Annotated in this window: 26 protein-coding genes; 14 read left to right on the top strand and 12 right to left on the bottom strand. The window is 39.6% G+C overall.

What is annotated here, in order from left to right; genetic code table 11:
- Positions 1–8: 8 nt before the first annotated feature.
- On the top strand, positions 9–509 hold the full coding sequence (locus MHI23_RS17420) for a YwgA family protein (protein WP_024426378.1): 501 nt from the start codon (positions 9–11) through the stop codon (positions 507–509).
- 92 nt (positions 510–601) lie between these two features.
- Here the strand turns inward: MHI23_RS17420 and MHI23_RS17415 are convergent, their stop codons facing one another.
- Genes MHI23_RS17415 through ssuE form a run of 8 tightly spaced genes read right to left on the bottom strand, consistent with a single transcriptional unit; the run spans position 602 to position 6108 of the window.
- A complete protein-coding gene (locus tag MHI23_RS17415; protein ID WP_024426377.1) occupies positions 602–1345 on the bottom strand; it encodes an amino acid ABC transporter ATP-binding protein in 744 nt (247 codons plus the stop codon).
- Positions 1342–2052: an ABC transporter permease subunit gene (locus MHI23_RS17410; RefSeq protein WP_025093854.1), complete on the bottom strand. Its 711-nt coding sequence runs from the start codon at positions 2050–2052 to the stop codon at positions 1342–1344. The genes MHI23_RS17415 and MHI23_RS17410 overlap by 4 nt, the downstream gene beginning before the upstream one ends.
- 16 nt (positions 2053–2068) lie before the next feature.
- Complete coding sequence (locus MHI23_RS17405; protein ID WP_171464762.1) at positions 2069–2911, bottom strand: transporter substrate-binding domain-containing protein; 843 nt, start codon at positions 2909–2911, stop codon at positions 2069–2071.
- Between the two features lie 17 nt (positions 2912–2928).
- On the bottom strand, positions 2929–3690 hold the full coding sequence (locus MHI23_RS17400; protein ID WP_171464761.1) for an amino acid ABC transporter permease: 762 nt from the start codon (positions 3688–3690) through the stop codon (positions 2929–2931).
- A 13-nt stretch (positions 3691–3703) separates the two neighbouring features.
- The gene (locus MHI23_RS17395) at positions 3704–4267 is read right to left on the bottom strand and encodes a GNAT family N-acetyltransferase (protein ID WP_039182213.1); all 564 of its coding nucleotides are present in this window, start codon (positions 4265–4267) and stop codon (positions 3704–3706) included.
- Between the two features lie 26 nt (positions 4268–4293).
- The gene (locus MHI23_RS17390) at positions 4294–4548 is read right to left on the bottom strand and encodes a glutaredoxin family protein (RefSeq protein ID WP_025093857.1); all 255 of its coding nucleotides are present in this window, start codon (positions 4546–4548) and stop codon (positions 4294–4296) included.
- Complete coding sequence (locus MHI23_RS17385; protein ID WP_039182208.1) at positions 4548–5573, bottom strand: LLM class flavin-dependent oxidoreductase; 1026 nt, start codon at positions 5571–5573, stop codon at positions 4548–4550. The genes MHI23_RS17390 and MHI23_RS17385 overlap by 1 nt, the downstream gene beginning before the upstream one ends.
- The gene (gene ssuE, locus MHI23_RS17380) at positions 5557–6108 is read right to left on the bottom strand and encodes an NADPH-dependent FMN reductase (protein ID WP_034621840.1); all 552 of its coding nucleotides are present in this window, start codon (positions 6106–6108) and stop codon (positions 5557–5559) included. The genes MHI23_RS17385 and ssuE overlap by 17 nt, the downstream gene beginning before the upstream one ends.
- Before the next feature lie 149 nt (positions 6109–6257).
- On the opposite strand from ssuE, the gene MHI23_RS17375 reads away from it, so the two are divergent.
- Entirely contained in the window at positions 6258–7148 is an 891-nt protein-coding gene (locus MHI23_RS17375) for a LysR family transcriptional regulator (protein WP_025093859.1), read from the top strand.
- Positions 7149–7187: 39 nt separating this feature from the next.
- Here the strand turns inward: MHI23_RS17375 and MHI23_RS17370 are convergent, their stop codons facing one another.
- A complete protein-coding gene (locus MHI23_RS17370; RefSeq protein ID WP_280149186.1) occupies positions 7188–8516 on the bottom strand; it encodes an LLM class flavin-dependent oxidoreductase in 1329 nt (442 codons plus the stop codon).
- Positions 8517–8890: 374 nt separating this feature from the next.
- Between MHI23_RS17370 and MHI23_RS17365 the strand changes: the two genes are divergently transcribed.
- The 5 genes from MHI23_RS17365 to MHI23_RS17345 all read left to right on the top strand — a co-directional run bounded on the left by MHI23_RS17365 (position 8891) and on the right by MHI23_RS17345 (position 13935).
- Positions 8891–9703, top strand: coding sequence for a zinc-dependent metalloprotease (locus MHI23_RS17365; RefSeq protein ID WP_024423771.1), 813 nt, complete (start codon positions 8891–8893; stop codon positions 9701–9703).
- Between the two features lie 328 nt (positions 9704–10031).
- Positions 10032–10349 carry an uberolysin/carnocyclin family circular bacteriocin gene (locus MHI23_RS17360; protein ID WP_098677151.1) on the top strand — a complete coding sequence of 106 codons (318 nt, stop codon included), beginning with the start codon at positions 10032–10034 and terminating at the stop codon, positions 10347–10349.
- A gap of 85 nt (positions 10350–10434) precedes the next feature.
- Positions 10435–12174: a hypothetical protein gene (locus tag MHI23_RS17355; RefSeq protein ID WP_098677152.1), complete on the top strand. Its 1740-nt coding sequence runs from the start codon at positions 10435–10437 to the stop codon at positions 12172–12174.
- A complete protein-coding gene (locus MHI23_RS17350; RefSeq protein WP_098677153.1) occupies positions 12171–12692 on the top strand; it encodes a stage II sporulation protein M in 522 nt (173 codons plus the stop codon). The genes MHI23_RS17355 and MHI23_RS17350 overlap by 4 nt, the downstream gene beginning before the upstream one ends.
- A 583-nt stretch (positions 12693–13275) precedes the next feature.
- On the top strand, positions 13276–13935 hold the full coding sequence (locus MHI23_RS17345) for an ABC transporter ATP-binding protein (RefSeq protein ID WP_098677155.1): 660 nt from the start codon (positions 13276–13278) through the stop codon (positions 13933–13935).
- Between the two features lie 320 nt (positions 13936–14255).
- On the opposite strand, the gene MHI23_RS17340 is transcribed toward MHI23_RS17345, so the two are convergent.
- Positions 14256–14441, bottom strand: a complete 186-nt coding sequence (locus tag MHI23_RS17340; protein WP_003214939.1) for a 2-hydroxymuconate tautomerase — start codon at positions 14439–14441, stop codon at positions 14256–14258.
- A gap of 113 nt (positions 14442–14554) precedes the next feature.
- Between MHI23_RS17340 and MHI23_RS17335 the strand changes: the two genes are divergently transcribed.
- On the top strand, positions 14555–15211 hold the full coding sequence (locus MHI23_RS17335) for a site-2 protease family protein (protein ID WP_024423770.1): 657 nt from the start codon (positions 14555–14557) through the stop codon (positions 15209–15211).
- 12 nt (positions 15212–15223) lie between these two features.
- Positions 15224–15742, top strand: coding sequence for a YwhD family protein (locus tag MHI23_RS17330; RefSeq protein ID WP_024423769.1), 519 nt, complete (start codon positions 15224–15226; stop codon positions 15740–15742).
- Between the two features lie 124 nt (positions 15743–15866).
- On the opposite strand, the gene MHI23_RS17325 is transcribed toward MHI23_RS17330, so the two are convergent.
- Positions 15867–17936 (bottom strand): transglycosylase domain-containing protein, encoded by a 2070-nt coding sequence (locus tag MHI23_RS17325; RefSeq protein ID WP_098677156.1) that lies wholly within the window; start codon positions 17934–17936, stop codon positions 15867–15869.
- 224 nt (positions 17937–18160) lie between these two features.
- Between MHI23_RS17325 and speE the strand changes: the two genes are divergently transcribed.
- From speE to argS, 5 genes are all read left to right on the top strand, one after another.
- Entirely contained in the window at positions 18161–18991 is an 831-nt protein-coding gene (gene speE, locus MHI23_RS17320) for a spermidine synthase (RefSeq protein ID WP_025093862.1), read from the top strand.
- Positions 18992–19060: 69 nt separating this feature from the next.
- Positions 19061–19933, top strand: a complete 873-nt coding sequence (gene speB, locus MHI23_RS17315; RefSeq protein ID WP_039182190.1) for an agmatinase — start codon at positions 19061–19063, stop codon at positions 19931–19933.
- A gap of 78 nt (positions 19934–20011) precedes the next feature.
- Positions 20012–20356 (top strand): hypothetical protein, encoded by a 345-nt coding sequence (locus MHI23_RS17310; protein WP_098677157.1) that lies wholly within the window; start codon positions 20012–20014, stop codon positions 20354–20356.
- Positions 20357–20480: 124 nt separating this feature from the next.
- Positions 20481–20903 (top strand): DUF1934 family protein, encoded by a 423-nt coding sequence (locus tag MHI23_RS17305; RefSeq protein WP_342492124.1) that lies wholly within the window; start codon positions 20481–20483, stop codon positions 20901–20903.
- Positions 20900–22573 carry an arginine--tRNA ligase gene (gene argS, locus MHI23_RS17300; protein WP_098677158.1) on the top strand — a complete coding sequence of 558 codons (1674 nt, stop codon included), beginning with the start codon at positions 20900–20902 and terminating at the stop codon, positions 22571–22573. The genes MHI23_RS17305 and argS overlap by 4 nt, the downstream gene beginning before the upstream one ends.
- Before the next feature lie 40 nt (positions 22574–22613).
- On the opposite strand, the gene MHI23_RS17295 is transcribed toward argS, so the two are convergent.
- Positions 22614–22931 (bottom strand): hypothetical protein, encoded by a 318-nt coding sequence (locus tag MHI23_RS17295; RefSeq protein WP_098677159.1) that lies wholly within the window; start codon positions 22929–22931, stop codon positions 22614–22616.
- Positions 22932–23015 lie beyond the last annotated feature (84 nt).

The raw sequence follows: 23015 nt of genomic DNA, 5'->3' as shown, positions 1-23015 counted from the left end.
TCGGGAATTTGTTGAAAGAGCATGCAAAGTTGATGAAGGTATTCTCTGAATCAGGGGAAATCGTTGGTCGGAAGAAGCTGCAAAAGATGATTTACATAGCAAAAAAGCTAGATTTGCCTTTTTACGAGAAATACGATTTTCATTTTTATGGCCCCTATTCAGAGGAGTTGACGCTCAGAATTGAAGAGCTGTGCAACCTTGGATTCTTGGACGAAATGAAGGAAAAAAAGGGCGGATACTATCAATATCGCTATTCGCTGACGGACAATGGGAAAGAGTTTCTCGATCAGTGTGAAGTGGACATGCCTGACCTCAAAGCGCTGACGCAGCAGATGAACGAGCAATCATCCCGTTTCCTAGAGCTTGTCTCAACGATTTTATATTTTGATAACCTGCCAGAAGATGAGGTGAAGGAAAAGGTCTTCACCATTAAAAGCAAGCAGCGCTATACGGACGAAGAATTTGAGGCGGCTCTTGCTTATATTGATCAGTTGAAGGAATTGAACTAACGAGAAGAACCAGTGTGTGATGGCTAATGGCTAGAACAGACTGGTTTTTATTTTGCGCAGAAACAAGCCGACCACATGGATCGACTTGTATTTTATGAATGGTGATAAGAGAATCTCGCTAAAAATTGTTTTGTACGTTCTTCTTTCGTCTGTTCAAAGACTTCTTCCGGCGTACCTGATTCGACAATGACCCCATCCTCCATGAAAATGACCCTGTCGGCAATATCATAGGCAAAGTTCATCTCGTGGGTGACGATGATCATAGTGACACCGGTTTGGGCTACCTGTTTAATGACATCAAGCGTTTCTCCTACAAGCTCGGGATCTAATGCTGAGGTCGGTTCGTCGAACAAAATGACTTCTGGATTCAAAGCCAGTGCCCGTGCAATGCCGACGCGCTGCTGCTGTCCGCCAGATAATTGATGCGGATAGGCATCCTTTTTCTCTAGTAGTCCGACCTTTGTGAGTAATTGGAGAGCTGTGTCATAGGCTTGATCTTTCGGTTGTTTACGGGCAATGACTAAACCTTCCATGATGTTTTCAAGTGCTGTTTTATGAAGAAATAGATCGTATTGCTGAAAGACCATGGCGGTTTTTCTGCGAAGTGCGAGAATGTCTTTAGGCCTTGCTTGATTGAACTTGACGGTCGTGTGATCAATGCTGATTTCTCCTTGATCCGCACGCTCAAGAAAATTCAAGCATCGCAGAAAGGTTGATTTCCCAGAACCGCTTGGACCTAAAATGACGACCACTTCGCCTCTTTCTACCGTTAAATCAATTCCTCTCAGAATCTGGTTTTTACCGAACGCTTTATGCACCTGTTTGATGTCAATCATGCCAATCGTCTCCTTTTGTTTTTGTGTCCATATTTCTCGTATAAGGCTGTAATGGCTTCGATAGAGGCACACAGTGCCCAGTAAATCAGAGCAACGGCGATGTAGGCTTCAAGATAACGATAGTTCACATTGGCTTTGATTAAAGCGCCGTTTAAAATATCGACCACAGACACCATTGAGACGAGAGAAGAGGCTTTGATTAAACTGATCAGCATGTTGTTCAAAAGTGGAAGGGCGATGGGAAAGACTTGCGGTATAATGACCCTTCGTAAAACCTGTTTGCTGGTGAAACCAACGGATAGAGCAGCATCGAATTGCCCCTTTGGAATAGATGCAAGAGAGCTTCGAAATATTTCAGATAACCCGCTTACGGCATATAAAGTAAGGGCGAAAATGGCAATCCATCGTCTGTCCAAATCACTGAAACGAATCTGAAGAGAAAAAGATGCAGCCAAACGATCCAGCGAATCAGAAAAAAGAAGATAAGATACGAGCAGAATGAGGACAACAGGAATTGCTTTAAAAATAGCCACAAACCATTTGAACAATGGAGACAATACAGGCACCTGATAAAAACGGATAAGGGCAATACCAAATCCAAAGACTGAGCCAAATAATAGCGGGAGAAAGCCTAACAGCAGCGTCGTTGGCAAATAATGAAGTGCGGCTAAAAAGGCCTGCAGCATAAAGGCAACATCAAAATCCACTCAGATCGCTCCTTTCTTATGATGTAGTAAAGTCTCCGCCCAATATTTTCTTAGACAATTCAGCGAGCTTGCCGTTATCGATCAGTTTTTGTAATGCTTGATCAATGTCTTTTTGAAGTTTTGTATTGTTTTTTTGATATAGATAATATGTTTTAGATACGTTTACAGGTTTTCCAGAGGTGACTAGATTGGCATTGAATTGTTTGTTTAGTTTGTTGACGTCATACTTTGTGAGCAATGCCGCATCGACTGTGCCATTTTGAAGGTTTTTGACGAGAATTTCGTTTCCGCCATCTCCGTAGACAATGTCAATTTTCCGATCATGCTTTTTGTTATATTGCTCTAAAAGATAAGCGAAATTACTTCCTGTAGAGGTGTGCACTTTGTGTCCAGCCAAATCGTCTAAGCTTTGAAAATCATGACCGGATGCTTTATCAACAACCACATAGCTTGTATAATCTGTGTAGCCAACTTTTCCAAATAGATATTTCTTCTGGCGCTCATCATTGATTTCATATTGATGGGCAGCGAGATCTACTTTACCAGCATCTAAAGCGGGCAGAATATTTTTAAATTCGAAGGATTCATATTTAAACTTATATTGTGGAAGCAGCTGATCCACTTCATCTAATACAGCCTTCTCATAGCCTGTTAGTTGACCGTTTTCATCTAAGTAAACGAAAGGCTGATAAGCGTTCCCTGTGCCAACGATGATTTCTTTCGCATCTGGATCATTATTCGCTGCTTCTGCTTTGACTTCATTCGATTGTTCTGTATTTCCGCAGGCAGCAAGCAGCAATGAACCAAGTGTAAGCAGACCGATGATGTAAGGTTTTTTGAATCGTTTGTTATTTTTCATGTGAAATCCTCCTCGTTTTACTTCGCACGCTTTTCGACAGTGAAGGCCGTTTCAGGTCTCTTTAAGGAAACGAATGTCGTCTGACGCTGTTTTCTCGTTTTCGGCGTATTGATCCGTTTTTCCAATAGATCAAACGCTTTTTCCAGCAGCATACTTAACATAATAAAAATGACGGCAGCAATAAAGTATCCTTCTAATACGCGATAGTATAAAGCCCCTAATGTTTGGACCTTTCCTATAATATCCATCACGCCTAGTGTAAAGGCGAGGGAGGTGTTTTGTAATAAGTTCACAATGGCCACGCCGATATTCGGGAGCGCAATTCTTGCTGCTTGAGGAATGAGCGTTCTTCTATAAATCTGCCATTTCGTCAGCCCAATTGAGGCAGCCGCTTCATATTGAGATGCTGGGACACTTGATAAGGCTGATCGGAATATTTCTGAAAAGTAGGCAGCTGTATTGAGTCCATATGTAATATAAAGAAAGATCAATTTGTTCCACATGGAGATATCAAGGCCAATTGCTGCGAGCACACCTGGCAGACCATAAAAGACAATAAACATTTGAACCAGGATAGGCGTTCCGCGAATAAATGAGACATAGACTGCACTGAGTTGATGCAGGACAGGAATGCGCTCAATTCGAAAATAAGCAAGGATGAATCCAAGAAAGCTGCCAATCAAAGTGGCAAATAAAACAATCAGCAAGGTCGTTGGAAGGGCTGATAATACTTTAGGAAAAAGTGTGACCACATACTCCCATTTGAAAAACTCACCCACGTTGAATCACCTCCTATGTAGAAGTCGTTTCGACTTTTTCTTCTGCGGGTGGTGCCCCTAAAATGGCTGGATCAAAGCGTTCAGGGATAAGCACTTTATACATCAAAACACCTAAATCTCCATTTTCAGCCTCGCGTTCAATATATTTTGTATATCCTTTTCGTTCGTACATCTCTAAAAGCCAAGGGTGTTTCCGGCCAGAAGTGCCTAGTGTATAAGCAGGCGCTTTATATGTCTGCCGGAGCAAGGTGTTTTCTACATAATCGAGCAGCTTATTTCCAATCCCTTGACCGGCTAAATCAGGAGCTGTTGCAAACCACCAGACAAATGGATAGCCTGAGACCGGCTCAGTGCTCTCCCAAGGAAAACGTATGGTGATGGTTGATATGAGCCGTCCGTCTCGTTCTAATACAACGGCAGCGGACTTTGTAATGTTTTCTGTGACCATTTCAAGTGTGGCGTTCGTGGATGGCCAATCGATGCCCATTTCCCCAAGCGGTTTAAATGCACTGGACAGCAATTCTAAAAAAGCTGGCGCATCTTCTTCGGTAGCGATGCGAAAAATATCTCGACTCATGACAAACCTCCATTCAAAATGTAATGTCAGATTAATGCTTTTTTTAAAGTCTCGATATCTGGATTCAGCAATGCTTGATACACGTGGGGATCATGACTGATCTCAACTACAGGTACATAGCGGACACCGTATTTTGCTTCTAAAATGTTTCTGTAATCATCATGTTCTGTGACATCAATCGTTGAAAAAGGGATCTGCTGATCGTTGAAGTAGGATTGAATGTCCTTGCAATAACTGCATCCATTTTTGCTCCATAATATGATTTTTTGATTGTTTGACATTAGACGTTCACCTCTTGATTGATTGGTTTTTGATTTGTTTGTTCTTGATCAAGTGCTTCTTTTAATAAAGTGATAGACGTGATCCTTTCATCAATATTTACGATCGGCGACAGCACGATGAATTCATTGATATCGTATGACTCGGCCAGCTCAGTCAGCCTGTGATGAACGGTTTCTTTTGTGCCAGCGGTATAGCCGGTTTTTTGTACGTGAATGTTGTACTGTTCCTTCTCCGTTTCTTTCACCAGTTTTTCTGCATCCTCTAACGATGTGACATTCAGCTTTCTTCCATCAGAAAAGGAGACCTTTACTGTTTCCTTTTGTTTGATATGTGAGAGTGCTTGCGCAGGATCATCGGCTACAGAAACGGTGATAGCAAGAAGGAATTGCTGGCGGGTGCCCGCTTTCTGATATGTTTGGAAGGTCTCTCTTGCTTCTTTTAATAAGGCTTCATCTCCATTAATAAAAAAGGCAAAGACAAAGGAGATACCAAGTTTTGCTGCAAATTCAGCGCTCTCTATACTTCCCCCTAAAAGGAACATGTCAGGTGATAAACGAGGGATGGGCTGAGCATTCAATTCATTTGTGTGTTCCGTCAGATAAGTTTTGAGATCCACTAATTTTTGAGAAAAATCCTTCCGTGACGCCTGATAATCTTCCTGAAGAGCTTGTGTCGATAGGTTCAGTCCTCCAGGTGCTTTCCCAACACCTAAATCGACTCTTCCAGGCGCTAATGATGCGAGGACGTGAAATGTTTCAGCCACTTTAAACGGGCTGTAATGCTGAAGCATGACACCGCCAGACCCAATTCGTATGTTGTTTGTTTTTGCTAAGAGATAGCCGGCAAGAGCTTCAGGGGAAGAACCTGCTACTTGAGGGTTATTGTGATGTTCAGACACCCAAAACCTGTGATAGCCAAGCTGATCCGCTGCTTCAGCCAATCTGACAGTATGCTGAATGCCCGTCTCTGCGTTCTCGTTTTCACCGACAAGGCTTTGATCAAGAATACTAAGGGTGAACGACATTGGCTGTTCCTCCTATCAGACTTTGATATTGAGATAATGCGAGGTTTAACCTGTTTGTGGCATCTGAATCAAGTAAGTAATCACCTGACTCCTGCTTTGTGACCTGTTGATCCACGACATACACGCCAGATTGCACAACCGTTGCACCAAGTTGATGAATAATCGGTTTAAGAGCATATTCAATGACGAGCAGGTGGCCGTAGGTTCCTCCTAAAACAAACGGAAGGACGGGTTTTCCTTGTAACGCTTTCTGTGGAAGTAAATCTAAAAACGTTTTTAAAATACCGGAAAATGACGCTTTGTAGACAGGAGTTAACACAATGACACCGTCACTCTCATTCACAAGTTCAATGGCCTTGACAACCTCTTCGTTTGAAAAGTCCGCACGTATTAGTGCGCTGCTAGGCAGCTGGTGAACTTGAATGATACGTACATCGATTCCATTGATCGTTAAATGCTGCTGAACATGATGCAAAACACCGGTTAATCGAGATTGGACGGAATGTCCGCCTGCTATAATCGTTACTTTCGTCAATTCGTCTCCTCCATTTCACATAATTCCTTCTAAACAACTTGGAATAGTTGATAATATAAATTATAATAAGGCAAACCAATTGAAAAGTATAATTAGTAATCATAAATACACGATTCAGTTATTTAAAATATAGAGAAAAGAGGGGTTTTATGGAGATTCGTGCGATCCGCACCTTTGCTACCATTGTGAAATATGGGAATTTTTTAAAAGCAGCAGAAGCACTGAATTATTCTCAGCCAACCATTACCTTGCACATCAAGCATTTAGAAGAGGAAATTGGAGAGAAGCTTCTAGAGAGAGGGAAGACCTTAAAGTTAACAGCTTCAGGACAGCTTTTTTATGAAAGAGCCAATTCTTTACTCAATGAATATGAGAAACTGACGAAAACGCTTCAAGATTTAGAAGTGGGCATTGCGGGATTCATTCGCATCGGTGTTTCTGAGCCTACTGCCAGTTTAGAATTCCCGGCGCTCCTTGCAGAATTCAAGGAAAGGTTTCCGAATGTAGAATTTTCGGTACAAGTAGCAGATGCGAATACCCTGAGTTCCTTGCTTTCGCATGATGAGATTGATTTCGCGATTTGCGGTGCACCAGAAGCTTCGATGGAAAATAGCTATAAGCCGCTTTTTCAAGATGATATTGTCCTGCTGGTTCCGTCCTCCCATCGATTGGCGGAAAAAGATGTCGTAGAGGTAACTGATTTAGAAAATGAGACTATACTATTCACACCTCACAATTGCCCCATCCGTATCCAAATTGAACAACAAATCGTCGATGTCATTGGGACAAATTACAAGAAATTAGAGATTACTAGCAGCATGTCCCATAAACACTATGTTCAGGCGGGCTTAGGAGTATCTCTGTTTACACGAACGGCTCATTCTTTTACACTCCCCGGTACGAAGGTATTAGAAATAAAGGGCATTCAAGTTTCCCCGCCAGTTGGTCTATTGAGGAAAACAAATGATACGCCTGGAAGAGCTGTGCTCCAGTTTATTGATCTCATTGAAAGTCGATTGCACCAGCACCAACCGTCATAAAAAGAGGGGTTAGCCTTTATGCTAGCCCCTCTTTTAAATTTATTTTACTGTTTGTTTCAGAAACTGATTCTTCTTCATCGGCAGACCTAAGTTTTCGCGAAGGGTATGAGCTGGATAATTTGGGTCGTAATATCCTCTTTCGACTAATATCGGAATGACGTGCTCCGTCCATTCGGATAAACCGCTTGCTAAAATTGGAGCGCCAAAAATAAATCCATCTGCGGCGTCCTCTTCGATCCATTGAATTAATTTGTCAGCTACTTGTTCGTAAGTGCCGAAAAAGGCACTTTTTGGTGTGGTCACTTGTAAAGCGACTTCTCTTAAGGTCAGGTTTTGATCTTTGGCCATTTTCTTAATGGACTCTGTTGTGGATTGGAAGCTGTTTGACCCAGCGTCACCTATATCCGGAAAAGGTTCATCAAGCGGGAATTGACTGAAGTCCAAATGGTCAAAGAATCGGCCGAGATAATGCAGAGCTTCTTCAATAGAGACTAGATGTTTAATGGCTTCATATTTTTCTTCTGCTTCTTCGACCGTTTTCCCTGTAATCGGGTGGATGCCAGGGAATATTTTGATCTCGGATGGTTTTCTTCCAAGCGCTGCTGCTCTATTTTTCACGTCGCGGTAATAGGCTTTTGCCTTTTCAAGTGAATCGGCATTTGTAAATACAGCGTCTGCTTCTTTTGCGGCTAGATCTTTTCCTGCCTCTGAAGCGCCTGCTTGGAAAATAACGGGCTGCCCTTGTTCAGAGCGCTCAATATTTAAAGGACCTTTGACAGAAAAGTGTTTGCCATGATGGTTTAAGGTGTGCAATTTATCTCGGTCGAAGAAGACACCTGTTGATCGATCTCTTACAAAAGCATCTTCTTCCCATGAGCTCCAAAGCCCGTTCACTACATGTAAATACTCTTCTGCAATTTCATATCGAAGTGAGTGGCTAGGATGCGAACGGATGATGTGATTCTCAGCAGAGCCCTCTAATGGGGAAGTCACAACATTCCAGCCTGCCCGGCCTTTACTTAATTTGTCCAAGGAAGCAAATTGCCTGGCAATGGTAAAGGGCTCACTGTATGAAGTGGATACAGTACCCACAAGTCCAATCTGTTTCGTGACTGTGGCAAGTGCAGATAAGATGGTTAATGGTTCAAATCGGTTTAAGAAATGAGGAATCGAATGTTCATGAATATATAAGCCATCTGCCACAAAGACAAAACGGAAACCCGCTGATTCCGCTTTTTTGGTCATCTCTTGATAATAATCAATGTTAACACTTGCATCTGCTGGCACCGATTTATCCTTCCATGCATTCATGTGACCCCCTGGGCCATGTAACATTAATCCAAATTGTATGAGCTTTTTTCCAGACATGCCGATCGTCCCTTCCGTTTTGAGGTAGCAATGTTTTATGTTCTTCATCATAAGGCAGAACCGCAGAGAAGTATAATTGGTATCAGTAAAGTGTGACTTTATCTTTTCTAATATCATTTTTTGTTTTCTTTCAGATGTGACATTAAGTCCATGATATTATTTCTTAAAAACATGAGTGTTTACTAAGTAAATGACCCAGACCAAAAGCGCTATTTTTCGATGAAATGTGTGTCAAAATATCCGAAAAATTAGTGAAAATGACGTAATTCGACTTTCTTCCTGTGCATCTAATTCCCTGTTTTTGACTGAATAGAAGGAAAATGGTGAATTTTCAGTGAATATATAACCTTGTGAAAAACAAAGGAGGGATAGGAATGAAAAAGCGTTCAGTCTTTTTGTCATTTTTATTGGTAGGTAGTTTGTTACCGGGGGTAAGTTCAGCTTCAGCACCTGTAGCGAGTGCAGGTCATGGGCATGATCATGGTCATGCGCCGTTCGAAACCCATATTAGTGAGGGGTTGCCAAAAGCAAAGGATTTTAAAGATTTGACGACAGCACCTCCAATTGAACGAGATGTGACAACAAAGGTATTAGATGAGTCTGGTAAGCAGGTAGGCTCGAGAACCTTTAAGGCCAATACAGGAGATTCTATTTCAACAAAAGCAAGTACAGGCAGTCAGAAGGTCACTGTCTATGCGGTCGCTGATGCGCAGTATCGTGCGAAATATAGTGACTGGCAAACACGGATTGTCAGCATCATCGAGCAAGCAGATGTCACGTTTAACCGTGATCATGATGTGGACTTTGTCGTACAAGCAGTAGGATCATGGACGTCTTCGGGTTCAAATGCAGAGCAAATTTTGTCTAACCTTGCGCGCAGCTTTGATGGCAGAGGATATGACTTTGTCACTGGATTTACAGCAAATCCAAACTTTGATGCTGGCGGAATCGCTTATGTCTACAATAGTGCACCAAGCGGAAGTGCATTCGCCGTTAACCTTGATCAAGGAACAGCGAACACTGCAAAAGCGGCTACGCATGAATACGGTCATAACTTTGGCTTACCGCACGACCCTCAAGGAAGCGGCATTGTCTGCCTAATGAATTATGATTATTCTTACACAGTCGATTTCTTCGATGCGGCTCATAAAAATCAAGTGAACCGTAATAAAGCGTGGTACAGATAAGATAGGAGTTAGTATGATTTAATTCAAGAACAAATCATAAACTATTTTCAAAGGGTTAGAGTGAAGTTATTTTAACCCTTTGAGTTCTCTTAAAATACTTATTAGAAAATAAATATATTTTGATTGGATGTTCAGAATATATAATTTGACCATGATCTCGCATCTAAAGTGTCTATATACTATTTGTAATAATGTGGTGTGAAAAATACTTATCATCAGTAAGGTTTTATTTTCAAAAAAAGTTAAATTTTACTTGTTTTTTAAATTAAACTATGATTAAATTCTATTATGTTTCAAATCTATAATCAGATGGAAGGGGTGAAATAAAATGACAGCAAGAGTGAATGCTTTCAAAATCTCAGGCTTACTTTTAGCGAGTATTGCATTATTATTTGCTTACTTTTTTGTGATGGGGAACTTACCTATTGCTTATCTGACTAAAGAGTTTGGTATTCCATCAGCAGTAGGTAGTACAATTACTTGGTATCTAGACATGGGGGCAACAGCTTCAGTGATAATTGGTATATTATCAGGTTTTTTAACCGGGGGATTAGGACTAATTGCAAATGCCGGCAGACAAGCACTTACAGTCTATCTTAAAGAAGAGCTTAGAAAAAGAGGCAAAAAGGCCTTTATTGCTTGGTAAGGTGAAATTATTCTAATAAGAGGAGAAATCCTCTTATTAGAATGAAATGAGATCAATAGGGAATATTATTTTAGGAGTTATTCATGTGATAACAAGATACATAAATATTTTAAAAATCCATTTGATTATGCGTGCTGAAAAAGACTATTCCTTTTTACTAAAGTTTATTCCTTTTTTTAAGAGGATAAAAAATATTGCTATATTTAAGATGGTTATTCACACTATTTTTTCAATCATCCTAATCCTTTTTTTATATAACAAGTACGGTGTTTTTGTTGATAGATGGAATGAAATGTTCTTATTTGGGATATTCCTTTTATTATTCTTCTTAGCTCTAACTAGTGGAATTTCAACATATAGAAGAACCCATTTTTCAATATATCAGGATCTATTGAGTACATCTCCACTAAGTCAGCGACAAATATATGTTTTACTACTAACTGAAGAACTTCTTTGGTTTTTGATGCAATATGGAAATATTTTAATAACTGCAATTGTATGTCTCTTTTTTATTTTGAAAATACCTTTAAGTTTGTTTTTGTTGCTAAATTCCAATCTCATTTTGTTTATTTTCTTCACATTTATAATTTCGAATCTTTTAATGGGGAAGTATCAAACATATAAAATTAAAAATAAAATTGGTTTCTTTAGATTTGCTATATATATGTTTTTTTCCTGTGTTTTAATGACTCTTGGATACATAATGAGTCATCAATTTGCAAAACTAATATTTGCTTTAAGAGAACCATTTAAAAATGTAGAACAGCTATTAAATGATTCCTATTGGATTCGTGTGAAAAATATATTTGTTCAAGAATTCAAGGGGGATTTTATTTATTTTAAAAAAATTATTGGGAGTATTTACGACGGTATTATATATTCTATTAACCTACCAATATTAATATTGGTATTCTTTGCTTTAACGATGTGTATTGTCTTTATCACACGTTATTTTTATCCAAATTATTATAAAAATGAACAAATAAAATCTAAGCAGGAATTATTTGATTGGTTAACACTTTATATAAAACTAGTAAATAAGATTTTCAGAACAGAGAATAATTTTCTGTTTAAAAAAGAGCTTATTAATTTAGAAAGAAAACGTTGGATCGTATCACCAGGAGTCTTTTCTATTATTATATATTCGTTAGAAGGCTTTTTTTATTGTGGGGTTTTATTAGGGATAGTGGAGAACTCTGATAACAGTTCATTCATTATGGCAATGCTGCTTCTCTTTAATGTTTTAACAATAATTATTCATTGCTTTGAAGTTTCTTATGAGTATCCTCAAGTATTCTTTTTAGGTTCTGAAGGTAAAAGTATTCATTTGTTAAAAACGTCTCCAAATGGTGTAGAAAAATTATTTGAATCTAAAATAAAATTGTTGGAAGTATGTTTATTTATACCTCTTGTTATTAATATCATCATATCTTTAATTGTTATCAATTTAGTGAAAGAATTGAATTTAATATCTTGTTTGCAAATATTTATATTGTTGTTTGCTGTGTATAAAATATCACCAATCATTCAATTGTATATGGCTCCTTTATTTTCTAAATTTTCTTTTGATGATATACAGGAAGTTGGAAGTACATACGATGAAAAAATATTGCATATTAAGTCTCAAAGTCTACCAAGAAACTTTATACTAGTTCCACTTTTAATTTTTAGCTTCATAAACATATTTGTACCTATTTATAAATGGATTCATTATATTGACTGGTACTATTTTATTTATTTCATGTTATCAATGATTGTGTTTAAAATAATATCTAAAAAAATTGTTGAAAAGGGAATTGAGAAGATAGAAAGAGGTATTTTTTGACTAGATTAATTAACATATTAAAAAGATGGAAGAATGTTTATATTTTATTCATAATAGTATTTTTTGCAGGCGTTTTTGGTGGTGTATTGTTCCGAAAAGGAGGTTCGGTTCAATCTAATTCTGATAGTGAATATTATGGAAGCATATTTCTAAATAATCTAGATGTTGGTTTACTTTGTCTAATTGGTGGACTATTTACGTGTGGTGCTATTCCTATATTTGTAATGTGTATGAATGGTTATGTTGTCGGTAATACAATTAATAGTTTGATAATTAAAGGAAATATAGAATCTTTGTTTACAGGATTACTGCCACACTTTTTTATTGAGTTGTTTGGTTTGTTATCCTTTTCAGTCCTTGGAACGTTTACAGGAGTGATATTTTTGAGATTTTTGCAAGGTGAAATTCGTAAAGTTAATTATTTAAAAATGATTAGAGAGGGTTTCATAATGCTCTTCATCGCAACATCATTTTTATTTCTTGGAGCGATAATTGAAGATTTTGTGAGTTGGGTTTGAATATAACTAGGATAACAAATTTCATTTTAGGAGGAAAAAATGCAACTTGTTTTTAAACCCCAGAATTATTTAACGTTAAATATAGAAAAAGTAACTAGTAGATCAATATTGTTTCAGAACTTAATCATTATTTTATTGAATATGTTTTTTGTAACTTGTATTATCGTGCAAATTCTCCCTAGTAGTGAAAATTACAACTTCTTCGCTCTATATGTCTTTATTGCTTTTGTTTTCACACCTTTTTACTTAATCATTAATTTTATTATTTCTTTGGTGTATTTAATAGTCATGATTTTTTTCCATCCTACATTAAAAATAAGTCATTTTTTTGTTGTCATTTTGACTTACAACTCATTAATATTTTTTGGGAATTCAGTCGGTATAAATTTAATATTTATGTTTGAGAATTCTTTTGTTATGTTCATGGTGGTTCTTTTAACTTTCATAACAGTAGTATGGGCTTCTCGAGTTTTGTTTTTAGGATTACTCAATTTTGTTGGATATTCTAAGAAAGCAAGCTTGAATTTTTGTATTGTACTTTTCCTCTTTAACATTGTATCTTTTGGGGGTGGATTCTTAATTAATGTCTAAATTACTAAGTTTAAAAAAGGTTTGTTTTTATTACAATAAAGGTAAGCCAATATTAGAGGACATAAATCTTGATCTCTATGCACATGAAATTATTTGTATTTTAGGTGCAAATGGTGCAGGAAAGTCTACTTTATTAAAGGTGATCGCAGGTATTGCTGAATTTCAAGGTGAACTTCATTTTAAGAATAACCCCGTTGATAATTTAAACGAATATAAAAGAAATATTGCTTACATTCCAAGCAATCATTTACTATATGATATTCTTACAGGCAAAGAGAATTTAGAGTTAATCAGAAATCTTTGGGATGTACCTAAAAAACTATTTTGGGGAAATGTTAGTTTCTATTCTGATAAACTAGGTATGAATCAGCATTTAGATACTAGGATTGAGCATTATTCTGAAGGAATGAAAGATAAACTTTTCTTCATTGGAAGTATTTCGAAACAACCAGATCTTCTTTTATTAGACGAGCCATTCATGTCTTGGGACATCCAATCACAGAGAATGGTAATTGATCTTATTAAAAAATACAAAGAAGAATATGCAAAATCTATCATTATAATCACTCATTCTGAGCACTTGAGAGAGACTCTAGCAGATAAGACTTATCTAATTCAAGACACTAAACTTATTAATCATTTTTCTAGTTAGGGGTAATTAAATTGAGGAATTTATTTATATTATTATTAATAATATCAATCACTGTCATAGCAATTGTTGTATTTACAGGTGGTTATAAAATTATTGTAGGAAAATTGATTATTGTTTTTTCATCTACTTTAGCTGCTACAAGCATTATGAAAATAATTGATAAAAAAAATCAGAAGAGAAAGGGCTAAAATGAACTTTATTTTTAGCCCTTTCTCTTCTTTTCAGTATGTGACACTCGTGATCACAGTGCTCAGGACTGCGGGGATGTCTACAAGCTAGCTGAAGGCAGGCCCTTTTAAAAAAGTCGTCTGTTAATATGCTTACAGATCGCTCATTCGCTTTCCTGCTACGGCATAGTGTTCTTTTTTCATTTCTTCAATAATAACAGAGACTTTTTCTGCACCTGCGCCTGTTGTTTCTACAACGGCATCAGTGACTTTCTCCACAAGAGCTCTTTTCTGCTCGTCTGTTCTTCCTTCAAGCATTTGAACGGTGACAATCGGCATGGCGAAAACCTCCTTTTTCCTTTAATGCTACGCTTCCCTTTAGTTTAAGGGACTTCTTATAGTATACTGAATGAAGTAAATCATTGTATAGAAAGAAAGAGGGATTCATGCCTTTGAACCAATTTCTTGTTTATCCATTAGAACTTATTCCATATGTCGCCATTACGCTTGTTGTTGCATTTACGATGCACGAGCTGGCGCATGCATATGTTGCGTACCGATTCGGAGACCCGACGGCTAAGAATCAAGGGAGACTGACGTTAAATCCACTGAAGCATCTCGATGTATTCGGGACGATTTTGATCTTTGTGGCCGGGTTTGGCTGGGCGAGACCTGTACCGGTGAATCGTTACCATTTTAAAAAACCGCGCTTAGCAGGGATTTGTGTCTCCATTGCTGGGCCATTAAGTAACTTAGTGCTGGCGTTTTTGGGCTTTTTTGTGTATGTGCTTCTTCAGAAATTTGGCGGGGAGTGGATTATGCGCTTTGAGCCGGGAGTCGATAATTTCTTTTTAATCTTTATTAACTTAAACGTCATCTTGTTCCTATTTAACTTATTACCACTTCCGCCGCTGGATGGGTATCGGATTATTGAGGACGTCGTCAGCCCCCGTATCCGGGCGAAAATGACGCAATTTGAACAATATGGGATCATTATTTTTCTCATATTCGTGATCACACCGCTGGGACAGTTTGTGTTTGGTCCATTGATCGGAATGCGGGATCAAATCATACACTGGTTTAATCTTATTTTGAAGCCGCTGCTTTAGGAGGTTTAATAAATGGAAGGTAAAAAGAAGAAACCAATTGGTTTTAACATCATTAAAAAAACAGATGCAACCGACGGACATGGAGGCTTTGGGGCAGGTGCACTCAGCCTTGATAATATCTCGCCAGTCATCATTGATGTAGAGGAAAAGGAAGCTGTCATTGATATTGGTGCTATGCATGCAAGAAGTGCCGTCGAAAAAGGAATTAAATTTTTGAAAACAAAAGAAGAGGTGCCGAACGGAAAACCGTATTGGCTTGTATGGGTGACGATTGACCGCAGAGAAGAAGGGCCTTATTATGCAGGTGTGACGGCTTGTGAAATGACCGTTGACCGTTCGATCCGCCGCGGGTATAAGTCACTTCCAGAGCATGTGAATTTAATGGATAAATCGATGAAGCGAAAAATTGTCGTTAGTCATATGGATGACGTATCCAAAAAGGTGCTGGCTGATTTCTTAAAAGGTCATAATCAAGCGCTATGGGACGCATCAACAGATGAATTAAAAGAAGGATTAGCTGTCCCTGAATAATTGTGAAATTTTTGTGAAGATTGGCGGATGTCTACCAATTCTCTCCGGTTTTTGAGTAAACTGGTGTTAAAGCTAGGACATGGAGAATCCCGAGATGCAGATCTCGGGGTTTTTCATGTCTTTTTTAACGTTTCAGCCACTTTTCCCACCATTTCTTTGGCTTTTGATCTTGAACTGGTTCCTGCTCAGAGGCTTTGTCCTCAGCACCATAGCAGACACCTGTCGGCTCCGTTCCTTCTATAAAATAGGTGAATACCTTTGATTCACATCCTGGACCTGCGAGGTCTCCGGTTTTTGGATTGATATATACCCCTTTGACACCATCTGGCGGCATGAAGGAAGAGGCTGGCTGCTTAGAGAGAGCTGATTCCATAAAGGAAGCCCATATTTTTTTCGCATAGGCCGTTTCTTCGACTGAGTCAATGGTGCGGCCTTTATCATAGCCTGTCCATACACCTGTGACGAGCTGGGGAGAGAAGCCGATCATCCAGCTGTCGGCGCCTGTAGTCCCAGACTTTCCTCCGTATGTTCTTGTAAGGTCCTTTATAATGGTGCGGCCAGTGACACTTGTATAGCCGTTTAATTGATCATTGAACATGCCTGACATCATGTCGGTGGTGACAAATGCTGCTTTTTCATCGAGGATTTGTTCTCGTTTTTGTTTCTCTTCAAAAAGCACATTGCCTTTTGCGTCGGTTACTTTCGTAATAAAGGTTGGTTTGACGCGTTTTCCGCCATTGACCAGCATGGCGTATGCATTGGTCATTTCCATGGGTTTCACAGGAGACGTGCCCAGGGCAAGAGATGGTACTTGATCTAGTTTTTCCTTGATTCCAAATGTCTTGCCAGCACGTACAAGCTGCTCCATTCCTAAAAATAGATGGGTTTTCACAGCGTAAATATTATCAGACAGCGCTAAAGCTTGAAGCATTGTAATGCCGTCATTGGCGTAATAGCCGTGATAATTGCTTGGTGAATAAGCGGCACCGCTGCCTTGATCATCCAGTTCAAAAACCGTTTCCTCACTGCGCATGACGGTTGCGGGTGTAAACCCGTTTTGCAAGGCAATGTAATAAAGAAGGGGTTTCATGGTTGAACCGGGCTGCCTTTTTGCTTGTGTCACCCGATTGAATGGACTTTTCTCATAATCCCTCCCGCCTATGAGGGCAAGTACATGTCCTGTTTGAGGATGGATGGCGGCAAAGCCGATTTGGATTTCTGATTTGGAATTCATCGTGTTTTTTAACGTCTTTTCTGCGATTTTCTGTAATTCTGGATTGAGAGTCGTTTGGATATGAAGCCCATAGGTTTCAATTTGTTCCTCAGTTAACCCCAAGCTTTGTTTCAACTCTCGAATCACATCGTCATAAAAATACGGGGCTTGCTTTGCTTGCAGCTGCTTCTTTTGCAAAGGGCGATAGGACAGCTTTTCTTTCGCAGCGTCATCGGCTGCTTTTTTCGTAATTATGCCATCCTCGTGCATTTGTCTCAAAATCATATTCTTTCTTGCGCCGGCTTTCTCCTCATTCACATAAGGGGAATAGAGAGAAGGCCCCTTTGGGATACCGGCAAGCAGGGCCGATTCAGCGAGGGTTAAGTTCTTTGCTTTTTTCCCGAAATACAGACGGGACGCTGCTTCCACACCGTACGCTCCGTGACCATAATAAATGGTGTTCAAGTATCCTTCTAAAATCTCATTTTTTGTATAGTTTTGTTCTAAACGAATCGTGTAAAAGGCTTCATTCCACTTCCGCTTCCACGTTTTATCATGATCTAAATACAAATTTCGTGCATATTGCTGGGTGATCGTGCTGGCGCCTTGCACCTTAGCCATGGCACGAATATCGGCCACCGCAGCACCTGCCATCCGTTTCACATCAAAGCCATGATGCTCATAAAAGGTTTTATCTTCAACAGCGACAACTGCCTGTCTGATATGAGGAGACATCTCCTTTAATGGCACCCAATATCTCTTTTCTCCAAAGCTGGATTCTCCAAGCTTTGAGCCATCGGCTGCATAAATGGTCGTGGATTGGGGAACTTGAACAGAAGGGGCACCTTGCCATTTAGCTATTAATAGAATCGTCAAAAAGACGGTACCTGCAAATAGAAAAGCGAGCAAGCCGATAAAAAAACAGGCTCGAATCGTTTTCACGGTCATGCGGATTTTTTTATTACTCATGATTGTGTCCATGCAAAGCCCCCATTTTGACGGTTTTTTATCAGTATGGAACAAAGAAAACCGTTTTAAACAAGCGATTGCAGGAGCGCTTTAAAAAATGAAGAGAACTCATGCGGTTCTTTACAATTTGATATGAATCCACTATACTTTTTTCTTGGACAATCGATATAGTCAAAGCCGATAAAAGGCGCTAACAATAGATGTTTGTTTATTATTGGATGAGAGGAAGATGAACAATGAGCGAACTTTGGTATACAGAGAAGCAAACGAAGAATTTTGGTATTACATTGAAGGTGAACAAAACCCTTCACACAGAACAAACAGACTTTCAGCATTTAGAAATGGTGGAAACAGAAGAGTTTGGCAATATGCTGTTTTTAGACGGCATGGTGATGACGTCTGAGAAAGATGAGTTTGTATACCACGAAATGGTGGCACATGTTCCTCTTTTCACTCATCCAAACCCGGAAAATGTTCTTGTTGTAGGCGGAGGAGACGGCGGTGTCATTCGTGAGATCCTCAAACACCCAAGTGTGAAAAAAGCGACACTTGTTGATATTGACGGAAAGGTCATCGAGTACTCGAAGAAATTCCTTCCTTCTATTGCTGGGAAACTAGACGATCCTCGTGTAGATGTCAAAGTCGGAGACGGTTTTATGCACATTGCTGAAGCTGACAACGAGTATGATGTGATCATGGTTGACTCTACTGAGCCAGTTGGACCAGCTGTGAACCTGTTCTCTAAAGGATTTTACGCAGGAATCGCAAAAGCACTGAAAGAAGACGGTATTTTCGTTGCACAAACGGACAACCCTTGGTTCACACCTGAGCTGATTACAAATGTACAGCGTGATGTAAAAGAAATTTTCCCTATTACGAAGCTTTACACAGCGAATATTCCAACGTATCCAAGCGGTCTTTGGACATTCACCATCGGTTCAAAAAAATATGATCCACTTGCTGTAGAAGACAGCCGTTTCTTTGATATTGAGACGAAATATTACACAAAAGAATTGCACAAAGCGGCATTCGTTCTGCCGAAATTTGTGAGCGACTTAATCAAATAAATCAAGCGAAATGGACATGCGCAAATGACGGTTTGCGCATTTTTTGAAGCGTAAAAGGAGGAATCTTGCATGAGATTCGACGAGGCTTATTCAGGAAAAGTGTTTATTGGAAGTCATCCGACATGGGAAGATGCAAAGGTCATTTTATACGGCATGCCGATGGACTGGACAGTCAGCTACCGCCCAGGTTCACGTTTCGGTCCGAACCGCATTCGTGAAGTATCGATCGGTTTAGAGGAATACAGCCCTTATTTAGATCGTGAGCTGCATGAGGTGCCATTCTTTGATGCGGGTGACATCCCACTTCCTTTTGGGAATGCACAAAAGAGCTTAGATTTAATTGAAGAGTATGTCGACAGCATTTTAGAAAAAGGGAAGTTTCCATTAGGAATGGGCGGCGAGCATCTTGTGTCTTGGCCGGTTTTCCGTGCAATGTATAAGAAATACCCTGATTTGGCCATCATCCATATGGACGCACATACAGATCTTCGTGAGGAATATGAGGGTGAGCCGCTTTCACATTCAACACCGATTCGTAAAGTTGCAGGACTGATTGGAGCTGAAAATGTATTCTCTTTCGGCATCCGTTCTGGAATGAAAGAAGAATTTGAATGGGCAAAAGAAGCGGGTATGCACATTTCTAAATTTGAAGTGCTGGAGCCATTGAAGCAAGTATTGCCAAAGCTAAAAGGGCGTCCAGTATATGTGACGATCGATATTGATGTACTTGACCCAGCTCATGCACCTGGTACAGGAACGGTAGATGCTGGCGGTATTACATCAAAAGAGCTGCTTGCATCCATTCATGCGATTGCAGGATCTGACGTCCAAGTCGTTGGGGCAGACCTTGTCGAGGTAGCACCTGTATATGATCACTCTGACCAAACAGCGAATACAGCGAGTAAGCTTTTACGCGAAATGCTGCTTGGATTTGTGAAATAATCAGTTGATAGAGGAGCTTGTCATCTCATGTGGACAAGCTCTTTTTTTACATTGGTCAAAAAATAAAGGAGGGAGCTCATGTTTTCGTCAATATTGATGGTGTTCCTCGCTTTATGTGTGTTAGGGGCAGGCTTTCTCACATTGAAACGAGAGCTCGCAGCTGATCCGCCTGTTTTTGCTTCAAAGAAGGAAGCAAAGGAAGAGATGCTGGGGCTGTTTCACGATCGAGGCTTTTTCTATCTGACGTCCATTGCGTTATTCATGCAGTTATTTAAAAAGGATCAAATCGCACCATTTGATTTTTTTCAGGCATTTTTGGCAAGTTCAGGCATACAGGCTCTTTTTTACTTAATGAAAAGAAAAGACTTAGGTGTAAAGGCTGGACTTGTCGTAGTGGTCAGTTGTATTTTTCTTTTTTTCTAAAGGGATGGCTGAAGATGAAAAACGAAGTTTAATCGCCGTGAAGAAGAGAAATGATGGTATGATAGGCGATCATGATTATGGTATACTATTTTAGTTAAACGGGTCTTAGCAAAGGAAGTGCAAAATGACACAAAACCAAATTTCAATTCATGTAAAGTCAGTGATGAAACCAGAGACGGAGCCGGCTGAAACGATCGAATTCCGCACGACTGGAACGTACCAAGAGAAGAATGACAAAACGTATCTCACTTACCATGAAGAACATGAAATGGGTCAAGTAAGAACCGTTGTGAAAATGAGTGAAAAGGAAATTTTTGTGATGAGATCAGGGGCTATTCAAATGAAGCAGCGCTTTCTCATTGGAGAAACGACCGTCACACATTACACGATGCCATTCGGTACACTTCAGCTAGATGTGCACACACATGGTATTGATCTCGATGTGGACAAGGGGCTGCTGCACATTACGTACGATATGCTGACAGGAGAAGATCAAAAGCATTTACATACATTATCGATTTCGTATAAGGAGGATTTACGTTCATGAATATCGCAGAACAGGTCAAAGATGCGTTAAAAGAAGAAATCATAGCGGCAGTCGTCAAAGCAGGACTTGCCGATGAAAGCCAGGTGCCAGATGTCCTTTTAGAAGTGCCGAAAGACAAAACACACGGTGATTACTCTACCAACATGGCGATGCAGCTTGCCCGCATTGCGAAAAAAGCACCTCGTCAAATCGCAGAAGACATCGTCAATGCGTTTGATAAAGGGAAAGCTTCCATTGAAAAACTGGATATCGCAGGTCCAGGGTTCATTAACTTTTATATGAACAATCAGTATTTAACAAAGCTCATACCAGCTGTCCTTGAGGCAAAAGAAGCTTATGGCGAAACGAATACAGGCGGCGGTCAAAAGGTGCAAGTCGAATTCGTCTCAGCCAACCCAACAGGTGACCTTCACCTTGGACATGCCCGCGGGGCAGCTGTAGGAGATTCCCTTTGTAACATCCTTGATAAAGCAGGGTTCGATGTGAGCCGTGAATACTATATCAACGATGCAGGGAATCAAATCAATAACCTCGCTTTATCTGTAGAAGTACGTTATTTTGAGGCACTCGGTCTTGAAAAAGAAATGCCTGAAGACGGCTACAGAGGAGAAGACATCAAAGGCATCGGACAAAAGCTTGCGGATGAATTTGGTGACCGTTTCGTTCATGAGCCGGAAGAAGAGCGGATGAAGTTCTTCCGTGAATACGGCTTGAAATACGAATTAGAGAAATTACGTGTAGACCTTGAGAATTTCCGTGTGCCATTTGATGTATGGTATTCAGAAACCTCTTTATATGAAAACGGAAAAATCGAACCAGCGCTGGAAACACTTCGTGAAAAAGGCTATGTCTTTGAAGAAGACGGCGCAACATGGCTCCGTTCAACTGATTTTGGCGATGACAAGGACCGTGTACTGATTAAAAAAGACGGCAGCTTCACTTACCTGCTTCCAGATATCGCATATCATAAAGACAAATTGGACAGAGGCTTTGACCAGCTCATTAACATTTGGGGAGCGGACCATCACGGCTATATTCCTCGGATGAAAGCGGCGATCCAAGCACTTGGATATCCAGCTGGCAAGCTTGAAGTAGAAATCATTCAGCTTGTGCATCTTTACAAAAACGGCGAAAAGATGAAGATGAGTAAGCGTACAGGAAAAGCCGTCACAATGCGTGATCTGATTGAAGAAGTCGGCTTAGATGCGACTCGTTATTTCTTTGCGATGAGAAGTGCGGCGACACATATGGACTTTGACCTAGACTTAGCGATTTCTACGTCTAACGAAAACCCTGTGTACTATGCACAATATGCGCATGCGAGAATTTGCAGCATGCTGCGTCAAGGTGAAGAAAAAGGCTATGAACCGAACCTTGAAAAAGCCGATTTCTCTCACATTCAATCGGAAAAAGAATACGATCTTCTGAAAATCATTGGCAGCTTCCCAGAAGTTGTAGCAGAAGCAGCTGAAAAGCGTATTCCGCACCGTGTGACGAACTATATTTATGACCTGGCATCAGCCCTTCACAGCTTCTACAATGCCGAGAAGGTCATTGACGCAGAAAACGAAACAAAAACAACAGCACGTCTTTCACTCATGAAAGCAACACAAATCACGCTTGCTAATGCATTAAAACTAATTGGTGTATCGGCTCCGGAGAAGATGTAAGAACACGCAGAAACCCACTCGGAACAGGAGTGGGTTTTTGTCATTCAACGTTTATATCATTTTTATTTCTCTGGAAAATCTCAATTTCATAATTCTCTAATGCTTGTTTAGGAAGTTTCTTTTCTAATACAGACTGCAAACCTGCTATATCTTTTGAAGTATTGATGCCTATGGAAATTGTGGGATCTGTCTTAACGATTTGATAATGTAACAAGTCATGCTCTTTCCATAACGAGTCTAATACTTGTGCTACCTTTTGATCTAATTCTTCTTCAGAAAGAGTGAGACGATTTGGAGTGGAACTTAATCCAAGAATACAAAGAGTAATAAAAAACAAACCAATCAAACGTTTTTTCATTATATCTCCTTAAATAGTTAATATATTCCTTTAATAGATTATAGCATCCAATTAGGTTTGTTTAAATAACTTAACAGAAACATG

The sequence above is a fragment of the Bacillus sp. FSL M7-0003 genome (assembly GCF_038628485.1).
Taxonomy (GTDB): Bacteria; Bacillota; Bacilli; order Bacillales; family Bacillaceae; genus Bacillus; species Bacillus safensis.
Note: the sequence above shows the minus strand (reverse complement) of the source record. Positions and strands in the feature narration are given on the sequence as shown.

What these genes read in the sequence shown, in the direction of transcription:
- MHI23_RS17415 (WP_024426377.1), bottom strand. Translation starts at nt 1,345, where the DNA reads ATGATTGACATCAAACAGGTGCATAAAGCGTTCGGTAAAAACCAGATT.
- MHI23_RS17405 (WP_171464762.1), bottom strand. Translation starts at nt 2,911, where the DNA reads ATGAAAAATAACAAACGATTCAAAAAACCTTACATCATCGGTCTGCTT.
- MHI23_RS17395 (WP_039182213.1), bottom strand. Translation starts at nt 4,267, where the DNA reads ATGAGTCGAGATATTTTTCGCATCGCTACCGAAGAAGATGCGCCAGCT.
- MHI23_RS17390 (WP_025093857.1), bottom strand. Translation starts at nt 4,548, where the DNA reads ATGTCAAACAATCAAAAAATCATATTATGGAGCAAAAATGGATGCAGT.
- MHI23_RS17385 (WP_039182208.1), bottom strand. Translation starts at nt 5,573, where the DNA reads ATGTCGTTCACCCTTAGTATTCTTGATCAAAGCCTTGTCGGTGAAAAC.
- MHI23_RS17375 (WP_025093859.1), top strand. Translation starts at nt 6,258, where the DNA reads ATGGAGATTCGTGCGATCCGCACCTTTGCTACCATTGTGAAATATGGG.
- MHI23_RS17370 (WP_280149186.1), bottom strand. Translation starts at nt 8,516, where the DNA reads ATGTCTGGAAAAAAGCTCATACAATTTGGATTAATGTTACATGGCCCA.
- MHI23_RS17365 (WP_024423771.1), top strand. Translation starts at nt 8,891, where the DNA reads ATGAAAAAGCGTTCAGTCTTTTTGTCATTTTTATTGGTAGGTAGTTTG.
- MHI23_RS17360 (WP_098677151.1), top strand. Translation starts at nt 10,032, where the DNA reads ATGACAGCAAGAGTGAATGCTTTCAAAATCTCAGGCTTACTTTTAGCG.
- MHI23_RS17345 (WP_098677155.1), top strand. Translation starts at nt 13,276, where the DNA reads ATGTCTAAATTACTAAGTTTAAAAAAGGTTTGTTTTTATTACAATAAA.
- MHI23_RS17340 (WP_003214939.1), bottom strand. Translation starts at nt 14,441, where the DNA reads ATGCCGATTGTCACCGTTCAAATGCTTGAAGGAAGAACAGACGAGCAG.
- MHI23_RS17330 (WP_024423769.1), top strand. Translation starts at nt 15,224, where the DNA reads ATGGAAGGTAAAAAGAAGAAACCAATTGGTTTTAACATCATTAAAAAA.
- MHI23_RS17325 (WP_098677156.1), bottom strand. Translation starts at nt 17,936, where the DNA reads ATGGACACAATCATGAGTAATAAAAAAATCCGCATGACCGTGAAAACG.
- speE (WP_025093862.1), top strand. Translation starts at nt 18,161, where the DNA reads ATGAGCGAACTTTGGTATACAGAGAAGCAAACGAAGAATTTTGGTATT.
- speB (WP_039182190.1), top strand. Translation starts at nt 19,061, where the DNA reads ATGAGATTCGACGAGGCTTATTCAGGAAAAGTGTTTATTGGAAGTCAT.
- MHI23_RS17310 (WP_098677157.1), top strand. Translation starts at nt 20,012, where the DNA reads ATGTTTTCGTCAATATTGATGGTGTTCCTCGCTTTATGTGTGTTAGGG.
- MHI23_RS17305 (WP_342492124.1), top strand. Translation starts at nt 20,481, where the DNA reads ATGACACAAAACCAAATTTCAATTCATGTAAAGTCAGTGATGAAACCA.
- argS (WP_098677158.1), top strand. Translation starts at nt 20,900, where the DNA reads ATGAATATCGCAGAACAGGTCAAAGATGCGTTAAAAGAAGAAATCATA.
- MHI23_RS17295 (WP_098677159.1), bottom strand. Translation starts at nt 22,931, where the DNA reads ATGAAAAAACGTTTGATTGGTTTGTTTTTTATTACTCTTTGTATTCTT.